This is a genomic window from Chryseobacterium vaccae (genome assembly GCF_009602705.1).
Lineage (GTDB): Bacteria > Bacteroidota > Bacteroidia > Flavobacteriales > Weeksellaceae > Chryseobacterium > Chryseobacterium vaccae.
Genome location: NZ_VSWH01000001.1, coordinates 2,826,874 through 2,841,433 on the forward strand (window position 1 = coordinate 2,826,874; position 14,560 = coordinate 2,841,433).

The 14,560-nt window shown below is 37.2% G+C and carries 17 protein-coding genes; 13 read left to right on the forward strand and 4 right to left on the reverse strand.

All coding sequences use genetic code 11. The features are described from left to right. Positions 1–45 precede the first annotated feature (45 nt). The 4 genes from FW768_RS12855 (at position 46) to FW768_RS12870 (ending at position 4,029) form a co-directional block, all read left to right on the forward strand. Positions 46–1,545, forward strand: a complete 1,500-nt coding sequence (locus FW768_RS12855) for a T9SS type A sorting domain-containing protein (RefSeq protein WP_153396009.1) — start codon at positions 46–48, stop codon at positions 1,543–1,545. A 198-nt stretch (positions 1,546–1,743) separates the two neighbouring features. Next, positions 1,744–2,259, forward strand: a complete 516-nt coding sequence (locus FW768_RS12860) for an ExbD/TolR family protein (protein WP_153396011.1) — start codon at positions 1,744–1,746, stop codon at positions 2,257–2,259. 87 nt (positions 2,260–2,346) lie between these two features. Further along, the gene (locus FW768_RS12865) at positions 2,347–3,129 is read left to right on the forward strand and encodes an alpha/beta fold hydrolase (protein WP_153396012.1); all 783 of its coding nucleotides are present in this window, start codon (positions 2,347–2,349) and stop codon (positions 3,127–3,129) included. Between the two features lie 78 nt (positions 3,130–3,207). After that, a complete protein-coding gene (locus FW768_RS12870; protein ID WP_153396014.1) occupies positions 3,208–4,029 on the forward strand; it encodes a patatin-like phospholipase family protein in 822 nt (273 codons plus the stop codon). A 20-nt stretch (positions 4,030–4,049) separates the two neighbouring features. Here FW768_RS12870 and FW768_RS12875 read toward each other — a convergent pair whose 3' ends face one another. Then, positions 4,050–5,054 (reverse strand): DHH family phosphoesterase, encoded by a 1,005-nt coding sequence (locus tag FW768_RS12875; RefSeq protein WP_153396016.1) that lies wholly within the window; start codon positions 5,052–5,054, stop codon positions 4,050–4,052. A gap of 235 nt (positions 5,055–5,289) precedes the next feature. Here FW768_RS12875 and rpmH point away from each other — a divergent pair, with 235 nt between their 5' ends. Both rpmH and FW768_RS12885 read left to right on the forward strand, forming a co-directional pair. Then, a complete protein-coding gene (rpmH, locus tag FW768_RS12880) occupies positions 5,290–5,448 on the forward strand; it encodes a 50S ribosomal protein L34 (RefSeq protein WP_062702430.1) in 159 nt (52 codons plus the stop codon). 154 nt (positions 5,449–5,602) lie between these two features. Beyond that, complete coding sequence (locus FW768_RS12885; protein WP_153396018.1) at positions 5,603–6,313, forward strand: cell division ATP-binding protein FtsE; 711 nt, start codon at positions 5,603–5,605, stop codon at positions 6,311–6,313. 26 nt (positions 6,314–6,339) lie between these two features. Here the strand turns inward: FW768_RS12885 and FW768_RS12890 are convergent, their stop codons facing one another. From FW768_RS12890 to FW768_RS12900, 3 genes are read right to left on the reverse strand one after another with little or no spacing between them, the layout of a single operon-like run. Continuing rightward, positions 6,340–7,041 (reverse strand): tRNA1(Val) (adenine(37)-N6)-methyltransferase, encoded by a 702-nt coding sequence (locus tag FW768_RS12890; RefSeq protein WP_153396020.1) that lies wholly within the window; start codon positions 7,039–7,041, stop codon positions 6,340–6,342. Then, on the reverse strand, positions 7,041–8,495 hold the full coding sequence (locus FW768_RS12895) for a sensor histidine kinase (RefSeq protein WP_153396022.1): 1,455 nt from the start codon (positions 8,493–8,495) through the stop codon (positions 7,041–7,043). Before FW768_RS12895 ends, FW768_RS12890 begins: the two co-directional genes overlap by 1 nt. Before the next feature lies 1 nt (position 8,496). Beyond that, entirely contained in the window at positions 8,497–9,081 is a 585-nt protein-coding gene (locus FW768_RS12900; protein WP_153396024.1) for a riboflavin synthase, read from the reverse strand. Between the two features lie 49 nt (positions 9,082–9,130). Between FW768_RS12900 and pdxA the strand changes: the two genes are divergently transcribed. The 7 genes from pdxA (at position 9,131) to tssD (ending at position 14,541) form a co-directional block, all read left to right on the forward strand. Continuing rightward, entirely contained in the window at positions 9,131–10,222 is a 1,092-nt protein-coding gene (pdxA, locus tag FW768_RS12905; RefSeq protein ID WP_153396026.1) for a 4-hydroxythreonine-4-phosphate dehydrogenase PdxA, read from the forward strand. Positions 10,223–10,306: 84 nt separating this feature from the next. After that, positions 10,307–10,837, forward strand: coding sequence for a YceD family protein (locus FW768_RS12910; protein WP_153396028.1), 531 nt, complete (start codon positions 10,307–10,309; stop codon positions 10,835–10,837). Between the two features lie 66 nt (positions 10,838–10,903). Continuing rightward, positions 10,904–11,107: a 50S ribosomal protein L32 gene (gene rpmF, locus FW768_RS12915; protein WP_007843326.1), complete on the forward strand. Its 204-nt coding sequence runs from the start codon at positions 10,904–10,906 to the stop codon at positions 11,105–11,107. Between the two features lie 127 nt (positions 11,108–11,234). Then, positions 11,235–11,717 (forward strand): acetyl-CoA carboxylase biotin carboxyl carrier protein, encoded by a 483-nt coding sequence (gene accB / locus FW768_RS12920; RefSeq protein WP_153396030.1) that lies wholly within the window; start codon positions 11,235–11,237, stop codon positions 11,715–11,717. A 97-nt stretch (positions 11,718–11,814) separates the two neighbouring features. Continuing rightward, the gene (gene accC / locus FW768_RS12925) at positions 11,815–13,170 is read left to right on the forward strand and encodes an acetyl-CoA carboxylase biotin carboxylase subunit (protein WP_153396032.1); all 1,356 of its coding nucleotides are present in this window, start codon (positions 11,815–11,817) and stop codon (positions 13,168–13,170) included. A 79-nt stretch (positions 13,171–13,249) separates the two neighbouring features. After that, positions 13,250–13,801 carry a YdcF family protein gene (locus tag FW768_RS12930; RefSeq protein ID WP_153396034.1) on the forward strand — a complete coding sequence of 184 codons (552 nt, stop codon included), beginning with the start codon at positions 13,250–13,252 and terminating at the stop codon, positions 13,799–13,801. A 335-nt stretch (positions 13,802–14,136) separates the two neighbouring features. Then, positions 14,137–14,541: a type VI secretion system tube protein TssD gene (tssD, locus tag FW768_RS12935; protein WP_153396036.1), complete on the forward strand. Its 405-nt coding sequence runs from the start codon at positions 14,137–14,139 to the stop codon at positions 14,539–14,541. Positions 14,542–14,560: the final 19 nt, after the last annotated feature.

The following is a 14,560-nucleotide window of genomic DNA, read 5'->3' on the forward strand; positions in this document are numbered from 1 at the left end:
AACAAGAAGACTATCATCCTAAAATCAACACAAATTCAGTACTTTATGAAATATTTTAAATTTATTTTTTTCTCCGTTATGATCTCCTCCGGCCTTACAGCTCAGAACAATACCATAGAATGGCAGAAATCATTTGGAGGCAGCCGGATGGAACAATCTCCGGATATTCACCAGACTAATGACGGAGGGTATATCATAGCAGGTTCTTCCAACTCCATTGATGAAGGTATGGGCAACCATGGCTTTTTCGATCAATGGGTTATCAAGGTGAACGCTGCAGGAACTGTTGAATGGCAAAGATCCTATGGAGGCACAGCAGATGATAAAGCCAACTCTGTACGGCAAACTAATGACGGAGGGTATATTGTAGCCGGTTCCACCCGTTCAGTTAATGGAGATGTTTCCGGCAATCATGGTCAGGAAGATTTCTGGATTGTAAAGCTGAATTCCACAGGAAACATAGAATGGCAGAAAACCTTAGGCGGAAGCGGTAATGATGCCGCTAGGTGTATCCGCCAGACACCTGATGGAGGGTATATTGTAGCGGGAAAATCAGAATCCAATGATGGAGACATTACCGGAAATAACGGATATCTGGATGGCTGGATTGTAAAACTTGATCAAAACGGAGGAGTCACATGGCAGAAATCTATTGGAGGGCCCAATTTTGAAGAATTCAGCTCTCTTGAACTCACGGCAGACGGAGGATATGTAATGACTGGTAATATAAGCACGAGCAACAGCGATTTTAATTACTGGATCGTAAAAGTAGATTCTTCAGGGAACACCCAATGGTCAAAAAATTACGGTGGTTCTGCTTCAGATACCGCCAATTCATTAAAACAAACTCCCGACGGAGGCTATATCATTGCAGGAAGCTCCAACTCCAGCGATGGAGATATTACAGCTAGTAATGGCAATTATGATTACTGGGTCATCAAATTGGATCCCCTCGGAAATCTGCAATGGCAAAAATCTTTTGGAGATCACCTGTATGATCATGCTTTCGGTATTGATAATACAGATGACGGAGGGCTTGCTGTTTTAGGTTACTCTGCTACAACAGATACAACCAACCCCAGTTCCAATGATTATTTACTGATAAAATTAAATGCTAACGGAGATACAGAATGGCTGAGAAGATATGGCGGCACACACGATGATTATGCATCCGCTCTACAGCAGACTGCGGACGGGGGTTATATTATGGCCGGCGTATCTAATTCTTTTTCTGTTTCTCAAGGCAATTATGACTACCGGATTATAAAGCTGGGACCTGACACACTGGGAACAAACGAGAATACATCTCCTCTACAGATCTCATTTTCTCCTAATCCTGCAAAAAATGTGGTTTACATAGGCCATCTTCCTGGTGAAACAGTAATAAATATTACTGATATGTCCGGAAGAAAATTATTCAGCAGAAAATACAATGAGTCAAAAGCGGCCATAGATGTTACTCCATTCATCAACGGTGTATATCTGGTTCAGATTCAGCATAAAGGAAAAATAATTTTATCTGAGAAATTAATCATCAGTAAATAATAAAAACCTCCTTAAAATATCATAAATCATTATAAAATAAAAAAAGATTAATCGATTTTAAATGTTAAAATTGAATCATTTTACAAAATCAACTACCAAATTAAAAATTAAGGTATAAACTTTGCATGGATTTTTTCAAATAAAGATCAAAAGTTCAATCTTTATTAAAATTTGTTTAACATTTAAAAACTATGTACCATGGCTGAAGTAAACACTCAGGAAAAACAAGGCGGAAAACAAAAGAAAAAATTAATCAGGGTAGATATGACCCCAATGGTAGATCTGGGGTTTCTATTGATCACCTTTTTCATGTTTACCACTAATTTTACAAAACCCAACGTAATGGATTTAGGACTGCCCGCAAAAAGCCCTGTTCCCACTACTAATGTAATTGATGACAAAAATCAGATTACTTTTATTCTTGGTAAAGACAATAGGGTATTTTATCATCAAAGCAATGAGAAAGAGCTAAATACAGCTAATTTAAAAGAAACGGATTTCAACGGCGTAAACATTTCAAAGACTATTTCTGAAGCGTTTAAAAAAGCTCCGGTTCCGAGTAATTTCACGGTCATTATCAAACCAACAGATGATGCCAATTACAAAAACTTCGTAGATGTTCTCGACAATGTTGCAATCTCTAAAAAAGAGCGATACGGCATCGCAGATATAAAACCTTGGGAAAAGAAAGTTTACACTGAATTAACTCAATAAAAGCAAAGGGCATTTTTACAATGCTCTTTTTTTATTTAAATTTGAAACTGTAACGAACTTTATTTTAACTGTAACACGATTGAAATCATGCTGAATTTTGAGAAAAAAGGAAACGGAAAAGAAACCCTGGTACTACTTCACGGCTTTATGGAAAATCTTTCAATATGGAATGATATGGAATCTCATCTTTCCAAAGATTTTTCTCTGTTAAAAATTGATCTCCCGGGACACGGGCAGTCTGAGGTTTTTGCGGAAGTTCACACTATGGAACTGATGGCAAATGAAGTGAAAAAAGTTTTAGACCACGAAAATCTTCAAAAAATACACCTTTTAGGGCATTCTATGGGTGGTTACACAGCATTAGCCTTTGCCGAAAAGTATCCTGCCTCTCTTAAAAGTCTTACCCTATTCTTTTCTACTTACTTTGCGGATGATGAAGAGAAAAAACAGCAACGCATCAAAAGTTACAGGATCATCAAAGATGCATTTGCCCATTATGCCAGAGCCGGCATTCCTAATCTGTTCAACCCTAACGAAAGGGATATTCTGGAAGGAAAAATTGAAACCGCACTTGAAACCGCTTTATCAACCAATAATCTGGGAGCTTTAGCCTGCGTAAAAGGCATGGTAGAAAGAACGGATAAAAAGCACATCATGGAAAATCTGGAAGCTAAAATTTTAGTATTGGCAGGAAAACATGATAATGCTGTAAAAACGGATGCCATGATTAAACATCTTCCGGACAGAACAAATATAAAATCATATATCCTGGACTGCGGACATAACGGGCATTGGGAAAAACCAGCCATCTGCGCAGAGATCATCAATACTGAACTTCTTCATAACCTGCCGAAAAAACTGATCCTGTAAACGGACTTTATCAGCTTGGAGAGATATACCAATTCTATATTAAAAAATCTTGTATATTAGTAGGGAATAATTATTTCAATGGGTTTATTCTCCTTCAAAAAAAAGCAACCGCCGGTCATCGGCCTCACTCTTTCCGGGGGCGGAATGCGGGGAATCGCCCATATTGCAGTCCTCAAAGCCTTGGAAGAATACGGGCTTAAACCTCATATTATCTCAGGAACCAGTGCAGGTTCTATTGTCGGTGCTTTTTATGCTTTCGGAAAAACGCCAGATGAGATGATAGACATCGTTAAACAAACGACCTTCTTTTCCCGGTCTTACCTGAAGCTTTCCAAGAACGGAATTTTCAGCTCGAATTTCATTTTAAAACTTTTTAAAGATCATTTTCCTGAAGATGACTTTAAGATCCTGAAAATACCCGTTTATGTTACGGCCACAGAAATGACTCACGGAATTGTTGATTTTTTCTCTGAAGGTGAACTTTTCAGACCGCTTCTCGCTTCATCAAGTGTTCCTTTTATTTTACCACCGGTAAAAATTGATGAAAAAATATATGTAGACGGCGGAGTTCTGGATAACCTTCCTATTGAACCGATTATTGACAAATGTGATTTTCTGATTGCTTCTCATGTGAATTCAATAAGCTATGACGAGCTTAAAAAGATGAGCCTGATGAAAGAATTTGACAGAATCCTCCACCTTGCCATCGCCAAATCTGTTTATTCTAAAGCCAAATCCTGCGATATCTTCCTGGATCCTCCCAAGATGACCAAATTCAGCTTATTCAGCAAAAAAAATCTGGATGAAATGTTTGGCGAAGTATATGAATACACTTGTCTGGAACTGGAGAGCAAAGGATACACAAGGGGCTCTTTTCTAAAACCAAAACAACAGGTATAGACTTTTATCTTTCTATGGGGTTAAAATACTTCCCCTTCTACCTTCTTCTTAAATGTTTCTATCGTATCCCATAATGATTCATCAGATTTCCCTCCGGCAGCATTGATATGCCCTCCTCCATTGAAATATTTTCTTGAGAACTGGTTCACATCTACATCATCTTTGCTTCTGAAAGAAATTTTAATAAAATCTTCATACAGATCTTCCATAAAGAAAGCAGACATTTTCACCCCGACAATACTTAAACCATAATTCACAAAGCCTTCTGTATCTCCTTTCTGGAAACCAAACTCTTTAAGCTCATTTCTTGTAAGAGACAGAACAGCAACCTTTCCGTCATTTACCACCTCTATTCTTCCCAATACTAAAGCAAGCAGATGAAGACGGGAAACCGTGTTGGTATCCCAGGTATTGGAGGTAATCACCGATGGATCTGCTCCCTTTTCTATTAAATTGGCAATAATCCTATGGGTAGCAGCACTTGTAGAACGGAAACGGAACCCTCCGGTATCTGTCATAATTCCGGTATACAGACATTCTGCAATATCCAGATTCACCAGCTGTTCTTTATTCAGCGCTTCAATGAAATGATAGATCATCTGGGAAGTAGCGGGAATTACGGTATCAGAATATACAAAATCAAAGTTTTCAGGCTGCTGATGGTGATCAATCAGAATTTTCTTAGCAGAGGCTTTAGTCAGCCACTCCCCTAGAAGGCCTATTCTGGAAGGAGAATTAAAATCAAGACAGAAAATCACATCTGCTCCGCTAATCATATCGAACGCCAGTTTTCTTTTGTACTCTCCGATGATCACTTTCTTAGCTTCCGGCATCCATTTCAGAAATTTCGGAAAATCATTGGGTACAATTACTTCCGCATGAATTCCTTTTGTCTTTAAAAAATGTTTCAGCCCCAGACTGGAACCAATAGCATCTCCATCCGGATTATAATGGGTAAGGATAACGATTTTGTTCTCAGGAGTAAGTAATGTATTGATTTCTAAAAGTTCTGCAGGTGTAAACATCCGGTGTTTATTTTTCTTTAATTTTAAGTTTTCAAAGATAAAGCTTTTAAATAAATCATTTAAATATTATTTTTGCATCCGGAATTTGCCTTTCCTTCGGGATTTGTAAATAATTGATTAAAAAATAGATCAAATAATTTCAAAAAAAGATAGTTAAAGTTTGTAACTTATAATTTTTTCTATATCTTTGCAACCTGAAAATTAATAGATATAATTACGATTTAAATATATAGTAATGAGTAAAAGAACATTCCAGCCATCAGAAAGAAAGAAAAGAAACAAACACGGTTTCAGAGAAAGAATGTCTACGCCAAATGGAAGAAGAGTTTTGGCTGCGAGAAGAGCTAAAGGCAGAAAGAGATTAACTGTAAGTGCTGCACGCGCTAAGAGATAATTTCTACATTATCATATACAAATCATGCTTGAAAAGAAGTTTTTCAGGCATTTTTTGTTGTTAAAATTTACTAAAATTTAGGTTCTTTAAGCTTCTTTTGTCTATTTTTAAGATCTCAAAAAATATTTTAGAAATAGCACGTTAAAATTGAATTATGCCACATACAAATATCTCCGGAGATAATATCATAAGTTTACAACACGCAAAGATTGCGCAAAAAAGCTTTACTGTTCTTTCTGATGTTAATCTTAACATTAAAAAAGGAAGATTCTGCTACCTTATCGGAAAGACAGGTTCCGGAAAAAGTTCCCTATTGAAAACCCTTTACGGACACATTCCGTTAGCAGCAGGGCATGGGGCTGTAGTTGGTTTTGATCTTGCTAAAATGAGACCTTCAGACATTCCCAATCTGAGAAGAAAACTGGGAATTGTATTCCAGGACTTCCAGCTTCTTTCCGACAGAACCGTTGAAAAGAATTTGAGATTCGTTCTTGAAGCTACAGGCTGGAGCGATAAGGTAAAAATGGAAGACCGCATCAACGAAGTATTGGGAAGCGTGAACATGAAAAGCAAAAAGCACAAAATGCCGCACGAACTTTCCGGAGGTGAGCAGCAGCGTATTGCCATTGCGAGAGCTTTATTGAATCACCCGGACCTGATCCTTGCCGATGAGCCTACGGGAAACCTTGACCCGGAAACCTCCAATGAAATCATGACCTTACTAAAGCAGGTTGCCCTTGAAAACGGAGCCGCAGTAGTAATGGCTACCCATGACTATCATATGATTCAGAATTTCCCGGGAGAAGCGATCAGATGTGAAGACGGTAAAGTTTCTGTACTGGACACAACTGAATTATTTGAATAAGAAAATTAAAGGAACAAAGTAATCCGTTAATCTTTTGTCTTAAAAACATGAAACTCTTTGGTGAGTTCAAGATATTGGTCCGAGTATTGTCTCGGACTTTTTTCTATCACAAAATCAAATTCCGATAGAGATTTTTCAGTTAAAGAAAATTCAAGAATCAACCTTTTGGTTTTTGAATTTTCAATCCCCTGAATATTAATTCTTCTTATTAAAAATAGATGACTTTCAAAAGCAGCCTTGATAAACACCCCTCCGGCTTCTACCGGAATAATAACAGATAAAATCCCATCTTCACTCAGAAACTTCACAGAAGCCTCTATAAGCTGCCTGAAATTCAGTTCAACAGTCTGACGTGCAATCTTGTCTTTTTCAGATCCGGATTCTTCAAAATAAGGAGGGTTGGAAACGATAAAGTTGAACTTTTCTTCTGTTTCAAACGTCTTTAGATCCTGATGCAAATTATTCAGTCTTGAATGATAGGGGGAATTTTCAAAATTAGCTTTTGTAAGAGCGACAGCGGCTGCATTAATATCCAGTCCAAGAAAAGATGCATGCGTATTTCTTTGTGCAAGCATCAATGAGATCAGCCCGGTTCCCGTTCCGATTTCCAAAACACGGGAAGCATTTCCCACATCAGCCAAAGCACCAAGCAGCACACCATCTGTCCCAACCCGGAAGACTTCTTTTGCCTGCCGGATTTCAAAATTTTTAAACGTAAAAGATTTCACTATAGATTAGTAGGGAGTGTAATAATGAATGTTGATCCTTTTCCTACTTCAGACCTTACCGTAATTTCCCCTTTATAGTCTTCAATCATTTTTCTGACCATAGAAAGACCAAGTCCCATTCCACTGTTTTTCGAGGTAAAATTCGGTTCAAAGATTCTTTCGTACATATTTTCTGGGATTCCGATTCCGTTATCCTGAACAGAGATCATCACTCTTCTCTGATGCTGTTCCACATCTACATTAATAATCAGTTTTCTTTCATCACTTTCAGCCTGTTTCGCATTGGTAACAAGGTTGGTAATAATTCTGGAAAGGTAGATCCTGTCCATATTGATCATAATATTTCCTTTATTGGAATGCATAAAAATACTGTCATCATTGAAAACACGAAGAATATCTTCTACTTCTGTATTCAGGTTGATCACTTCATTATTTTTTTCCGGAAGTTTAGCAAACTCAGAGAATGCCGATGCTACGGTAGCAATCAGATCGATCTGGTCTACCATCGTTTTACTCATCTGTTTTACTCTTTCCCTAATATTCGGATCTTCAGGATCAAATTTTCTTTCAAAATTCTGAATGGTAAGCTTCATTGGCGTAAGCGGGTTCTTTACTTCGTGTGCCACCTGCTTTGCCATCTCCCGCCATGCTTCTTCCGAGGCCTTGAAACGAAGTCTTTCTTTCTGATCCTGAATCTGTAGAATCATTCTGTTATAAGCTCTTGCCAAAGCATTCAGTTCATCATTTTTATAATATCTGATGGGACGCATTTCATTTTCAAACAACGTGATCCTTGTAATCATATCAGAAAACTTCGTAATATTCTTCGCAAGACCATTAGAAGTAACCCAGCTTATCCAGATACTGAACAGAATCAGGAAAATATCTACCAGAAGAATGTATTTCACAAACTGATTCAATACATCAAAATAAGCTGATTCATTATGATATAAAGGAATATATACAATTCCGATAGGTTCCAGATCATTATTTTTCAAAAGCAGGTAAGAAGAAGTAAGCCCCGCATCTTTGGTCTTGTCATACCCTCTGATATCAACCCTTGCTTCAGTAGCCAGAATTTTATTAACAATATAGAGGGGGATCGTTTTCTGATCAATCTGGGTTTCATCTTTATTAGAAAGAATATAATTCCCTTTAAGATCATAAATAACAATATCATGCTGATTGATATCTGCAATTTCGAAAATCTTGTTTCCGAGTACCTTGGAAATATCCTCTGTTTTTACTAGCGTCTGGCTGACTGCATAATCCAGAAATCTCATGACCGCATTGGTCTTCTCCTGCATTTCAATATTACTCTGTTCCTGGGAATTCTTCCTCAGTACAAAATAAGGAACAAGTGATGTGGCAACAACACTTAAAAAACATACCAGCAGAAACCCGAAAAACACACGGTTTCTTAAACTATACCCTTTGTATTTATTGATTGGCATCCTACTTTTTAATTAACCTAGCAATATACTTACCAATAATATCAAATTCTAAATTAACTTTATCTCCGGTTTTGAGATGCTGCATATTGGTAAACTCCCAGGTATATGGAATAATCGCTACAGAAAACTGTTTTTCTTCACTTTTTGCCACCGTAAGACTGATTCCGTTTACGGTAATTGATCCCTGAGGAACCGTTACAAAACTGCCATCATCCTCATATTGTATGGTCACAAAATAGCTCCCATCTTTATTTTCTATCCCGATTACTTCACCAGTCTTATCAACATGCCCCTGAACAATATGACCATCAAGTCTTCCATCCATCTTCATGCATCTCTCAAGATTTACCACGGTTCCCAATTCCCATTTTCCAAGATTGGTTTTTTCTAAAGTTTCGTTGATAGCAGTTACCACATAATGATTTTCCTTAATCTCTACAACGGTAAGACAACATCCGTTATGGGCCAGACTTTGATCTATTTTCAGCTCATTGGTAAACGGACACGTAAGGGTAAAATCAATGTTGCTCCCTTTTTCTTCTATTTTTTCAATTACACCGACTGCCTCAATAATTCCTGTGAACATATTATTTTTTGCTAAATTTGTAAAATTATAATCTTCAAAGATAATCAAAATGAGCCCAAAAAACCATAAAGTACGAGTAGGAATTTCAATCGGTGATTTCAATGGCATCGGCCCCGAGATCATTATGAAGTCTCTGAAAGACAAAACCATTACGGATTTTTTCACTCCAGTGATTTTTGGTTCGGGAAAACTATTCACGTATCAGAAAAACATTTTCAAGCTTAACCTGAACTTCAATTACATTAATGAAGCATCACAGGCTCAGGGCGGAAAACTGAATATGGTAAACCTTACCAAGGAGAATGTGAATGTAGAAATGGGTGTTCCTACAGAAGAGTCCACCAAGATGGCTATTGATTCCCTGGAAATGGCTACGGAGGCTCTAATGAAAGGAGACATTGATGTTCTTGTGACTGCTCCGATCAACAAAGATGAAATGGTAAAAATGGGCTTTAAACATGCCGGCCATACAGGATATTTTGAAGAAAAATTCAACAAAAAAGGACTGATGTTCCTGGTGACTGAGGATTTAAAGGTGGCTGTTTCCACCCACCACATTCCTATTGCTCAAGTAGCAGAAAACATTTCCAAAGAGAAGATCAAAAAACAGATAAGAGCTCTGAACCAGACACTGATCGAAGATTTCTGTATCCAAAAACCGAAAATTGCTGTGCTTGGACTGAATCCTCATGCAGGAGATGGCGGCGTAATAGGACGTGAAGAGATTGAGATCATCGTACCTGCTGTAAAAGAACTTTCAGACAATGGAATTCTGGCTTTCGGACCTTTTCCGGCAGATAGTTTTTTCCAGCCTAATAAATACAGAAGTTTTGATGCGGTCTTAGCAATGTATCACGACCAGGGATTAGCTCCTTTCAAAACCCTTGCTTACGAAGAAGGTGTAAATTATACAGCCGCACTTCCATTCATCAGGACTTCTCCGGATCATGGAGTAGCTTATGATATTGCCGGGCAAAACATAGCCGATGAGCAGAGTTTTACTGAAGCTATCTTTACAGCTATTCAAATTTTTAAAAACAGAAGTGAATATAATGATCTGATGAGCAACCGTCTACAACCAAGAAAACTGAATGTTGATAACGGAATAGATGAAGATCTCCCTGATGAAACTGAAGCATAATTTGTTAAAACAAATTTTAAATTAATTTGTTATGGATTTTATTTGTTATTATAAAAAAATTGCATATTTTTGCACACTCATTTTATGGACAAGTTAAGAAACTATGACGTAAGCTTTTCAGGACTTAAAAACGGAAAGCACGAGTTCAAATTTGAGATAGATAAAACGTTCTTTCAATTATTTGACACTGAGCAGGAATTTACAAATCCTAAAATAGAAGTGAATATTCTTTTAGAAAAACACACTACTTTTTTAGAATTTGAGATCAAAGTACATGGGACGGTAGAACTGATTTGTGATATTACCAATGAAGAATTCGACCATCCTATTGAAAACCACATCAAGGTTTTAGTGAAATTCGGAGAAGAATATGATGACAGCGAGGAAGATGTTATCACCATCCCGGCGGGAGACCATGCATTTAATGCAGCACAGTTGATTTACGAAAACGTACAGCTTTCTATCCCGATGAAAAAACTTTCACCCAATGTAAGTGATGAAGATCTGGAACTCCTTGATCAGTTCAGCCCGAAAGATATTGAGGAAGCAGAAGAGGAAGAACATGAAAGTGATCCCAGATGGGATGCCTTGAAAAAGTTAAGAGACAATAATTAAATAAAATAATTTAAATATGATGAGATGATGAATCTCATCGCTCATCAATTAAAAAAGTTATTCAAAATGGCACATCCAAAGAGAAGACAGTCGTCTACAAGAAGAGATAAGAGAAGAACTCACTACAAAGCTGTAGTTCCTCAATTAGCTAAAGATGCAACAACAGGAGAGCTTCACCTTTACCACAGAGCTCACTGGCATGAAGGGAAATTATACTACAGAGGAAAAGTAGTATTGGAAAAAGAAGTAGCAACTACTGAAGAAAACTAAGAGACGCTTTTCGCTGAAAAAGCCTCATTTTAATACAAAAACCGTCCAATTTTGATAAAATTAGACGGTTTTTTGTTGTTTTTTATGTTTTTTTGGTATCTTTGGCTCAAAATCAAATATCAAATTTATGGACATTAAAGACATACAAAATCTTATCAAGTTTGTATCTAAAGCTGAAGTATCAGAAGTAAAGTACAAAACTAAAGATTTCGAAATCACTATTAAAACTCCATTAGCGGGAAGTGATGCAGTATATGCACAGCCTGCTGTATACCACACAGCTCCTCAGGCTGTAGCAGCTCCGGCACCGGTAGCAGCTACTCCGGCAGCATCTGCTGAAAAAGCGGAAGCAGCTTCTGATGATAGCAAATATGTAGCGATCAAGTCTCCAATGATCGGTACTTTCTACAGAAAGCCATCTCCTGATAAAGATGTATTCGTAAATGTTGGTGATGAAGTTTCCATCGGAAAAACGGTTTGCGTAATTGAAGCAATGAAATTATTCAACCAGATTGAATCTGAGATCAGCGGTAAAATCGTTAAGATCTTAGTAGACGATGCTACTCCGGTAGAATATGATCAGCCACTATTCTTAGTAGATCCGTCTTAATTGAGAACTTAGATGTTAGACATTAGATGTTAGACTAAATTCTACATTAAATAACATTATCTAATTTTCAAATTATCTAATTTTCAAATTGAAGAAGATGTTCAAAAAAATATTAATAGCCAATCGTGGCGAAATTGCAATGCGTATTTTACGTACTTGTAAAGAAATGGGGATCAAAACCGTTGCAGTATACTCTACTGCTGATAAAGACAGTCTTCACGTAAGATTTGCTGATGAAGCGGTTTGTATCGGTCCTGCGATGAGTAAAGACTCATACTTAAAAATCCCTAACATCATTGCTGCAGCGGAAATCACCAATGCCGATGCGATCCACCCTGGTTACGGATTCTTATCTGAAAATGCTAACTTCTCCAGAATCTGTGAGAGAAACAACATCAAATTCATTGGTGCTTCTCCTGAGCAGATCGAAAAAATGGGTGATAAGGCCAATGCCAAAGCAACCATGAAAGCAGCAGGTGTTCCTTGTGTACCTGGTTCTGACGGATTGATTGAGTCTTATGAGCATGCCGTAAAAGTTGCTGAAGAAACAGGATATCCAGTGATGATCAAAGCTACTGCAGGTGGTGGAGGTAAAGGAATGAGAGCTGTATGGAAAGCCGAAGATCTTAAAGATCACTGGGAATCTGCCATTCAGGAAGCTGTAGCAGCTTTCGGAAACGGAGGAATGTATATGGAAAAACTGATCGAAGAGCCTAGACACATCGAGATTCAGGTTGCGGGTGACCAATTCGGTAAAGCTTGCCACCTTTCTGAAAGAGATTGCTCAGTACAGAGAAGAAACCAGAAACTGACTGAAGAAACTCCTTCTCCTTTCATGACTGACGAACTTCGTGAGAAAATGGGCGACGCGGCTGTAAAAGCTGCCGAATTCATTGGATATGAAGGTGTAGGTACTATTGAATTCCTTGTAGACAAGCACAGAAATTTCTATTTCATGGAAATGAATACAAGAATCCAGGTAGAACACCCTATTACTGAACAGGTAATTGATTATGACCTGATCAGAGAACAAATCCTTCTTGCAGCAGGAACTCCTATTTCAGGAATCAATTATTACCCTAAATTACACTCTATTGAATGCAGAATCAACGCTGAGGACCCTTACGCAGATTTCAGACCTTCTCCGGGGAAAATCACAGGATTAAACATTCCTGGCGGACATGGAATCAGAGTGGACACTCACGTTTATTCAGGATATACAATCCCTTCCAACTATGACTCAATGATTGCAAAGCTTATTACTACGGCACAGACCCGTGAAGAAGCTATTGCTAAAATGAGACGCGCTTTGGAGGAGTTCTATATTGAGGGAGTAAAAACCACTATTCCTTTCCACAGACAACTGATGGATAATGAGGATTATCTTGCAGGAAACTATACTACAAAATTCATGGAAGATTTTGTAATGGATAGAAAATATGATAATCACTAAGATTATTTAAAATAAAAACTTTAAGCTGCCTCTTTTTGGGGCAGTTTTTTATTTTTGTACTTATTCAATCGTGAAAGTGATGTTGAAAAAAATTTTTAAATATATTCTGATTGCAGGTATCTTCTGGTTTATTATTCATTCTCTTTATATTACGTATGATGGTCTTACGGACGCCAGACAGAAAGCTGATCTTGCTGTAGTATTCGGGAATAAGGTGAATGAAGACGGAACACTTTCACCCCGGCTGAAAGCAAGGCTTGATAAAAGTATTGAACTGTATCAAAAAAAGCAGGTCAGAAATATACTGGTAAGTGGCGGGTTGGGTAAAGAAGGCTACTGGGAAGGCACAGAAATGAAAAAATACCTGATTAAAAATAAAATTCCACCAACATCTATTCTTGTGGATAACTTTGGGGATAATACTGAAAAGACAGTCCTCAATACCATAAAAGCAGCAGACAGTTTAAAATACAGTACACTTATTTCGGTATCTCAGTTTTATCATCAGACAAGGATAAAAAAATTATTTCGGGAGCATCATTTTAAAAATATTGAAAGTTCAAGCCCAAAGTATTTTGAAACAAGAGACCTTTATTCTGTTTTCAGAGAATTTTTTGCTTATTATTTATAGAAGAGTAGTAAGTATATCAATAAAGATCCTGAACATCATTTTGAAGCCGGATTTATTGATCATATGACTTTCTTTGTTTTTACTAAACTCTAAATTCAGGATAGATGAAATTAACTTAACCTCTCTATCCATCAAACATTCCTGTATACAGACTACTGCAAATCATATAAATAATTGATTCACAAACATCAATTTACCTAACAATCGTTAGTCGCACTATTACTACACTTTTTAAAATTTATACCTATTTTATTTTTTTCTACCGGAATTACTTCTATTTTTGGTGACATAAGAAATCAAATCACAGAATATTAATCCATAAAAATTTACAAATCATGGCAGAAAAAAATTCGAGAGGAATTTTAAAATTCAACGGAGGAGACGGTCAGAAACTATTAAAACTGAACTATAGTGTATCTAGATCTACAGACGTTTCAGGACGTGTAGCATCAGACCCGTCCAACGCTCTTATCAAAATTACAGTAGAAGCGACTGAAAAATCAGATATCCTTGAAAGCTTATTAAACGGAAAGTATAAGCCAACAACAGGAGAAGTTACCTTTAACAAGTCTCACGAAGAAGGTACACTTACCACTTTAAAGTGGAACAACGGATATGTAATCCAACACGAAGTAGACTTCGATGCGATAGATGACAACAGTATGTATATCAGCTTTGTCATAAGTGCAGAGCAGATTGATCTTGGAACATCATCTTTCCACGGAGACTGGCCATCTTAAAAAATGCCGCTTTATAATA

What these genes read in the sequence shown, in the direction of transcription:
- rpmF (WP_007843326.1), top strand. Translation starts at nt 10,904, where the DNA reads ATGGCACATCCAAAGAGAAGACAGTCGTCTACAAGAAGAGATAAGAGA.
- FW768_RS12875 (WP_153396016.1), bottom strand. Translation starts at nt 5,054, where the DNA reads ATGTTTACACCTGCAGAACTTTTAGAAATCAATACATTACTTACTCCT.
- FW768_RS12900 (WP_153396024.1), bottom strand. Translation starts at nt 9,081, where the DNA reads ATGTTCACAGGAATTATTGAGGCAGTCGGTGTAATTGAAAAAATAGAA.
- FW768_RS12860 (WP_153396011.1), top strand. Translation starts at nt 1,744, where the DNA reads ATGGCTGAAGTAAACACTCAGGAAAAACAAGGCGGAAAACAAAAGAAA.
- FW768_RS12870 (WP_153396014.1), top strand. Translation starts at nt 3,208, where the DNA reads ATGGGTTTATTCTCCTTCAAAAAAAAGCAACCGCCGGTCATCGGCCTC.
- rpmH (WP_062702430.1), top strand. Translation starts at nt 5,290, where the DNA reads ATGAGTAAAAGAACATTCCAGCCATCAGAAAGAAAGAAAAGAAACAAA.
- FW768_RS12865 (WP_153396012.1), top strand. Translation starts at nt 2,347, where the DNA reads ATGCTGAATTTTGAGAAAAAAGGAAACGGAAAAGAAACCCTGGTACTA.
- FW768_RS12885 (WP_153396018.1), top strand. Translation starts at nt 5,603, where the DNA reads ATGCCACATACAAATATCTCCGGAGATAATATCATAAGTTTACAACAC.
- accB (WP_153396030.1), top strand. Translation starts at nt 11,235, where the DNA reads ATGGACATTAAAGACATACAAAATCTTATCAAGTTTGTATCTAAAGCT.
- FW768_RS12910 (WP_153396028.1), top strand. Translation starts at nt 10,307, where the DNA reads ATGGACAAGTTAAGAAACTATGACGTAAGCTTTTCAGGACTTAAAAAC.
- tssD (WP_153396036.1), top strand. Translation starts at nt 14,137, where the DNA reads ATGGCAGAAAAAAATTCGAGAGGAATTTTAAAATTCAACGGAGGAGAC.
- accC (WP_153396032.1), top strand. Translation starts at nt 11,815, where the DNA reads ATGTTCAAAAAAATATTAATAGCCAATCGTGGCGAAATTGCAATGCGT.
- FW768_RS12930 (WP_153396034.1), top strand. Translation starts at nt 13,250, where the DNA reads ATGTTGAAAAAAATTTTTAAATATATTCTGATTGCAGGTATCTTCTGG.
- pdxA (WP_153396026.1), top strand. Translation starts at nt 9,131, where the DNA reads ATGAGCCCAAAAAACCATAAAGTACGAGTAGGAATTTCAATCGGTGAT.
- FW768_RS12895 (WP_153396022.1), bottom strand. Translation starts at nt 8,495, where the DNA reads ATGCCAATCAATAAATACAAAGGGTATAGTTTAAGAAACCGTGTGTTT.
- FW768_RS12855 (WP_153396009.1), top strand. Translation starts at nt 46, where the DNA reads ATGAAATATTTTAAATTTATTTTTTTCTCCGTTATGATCTCCTCCGGC.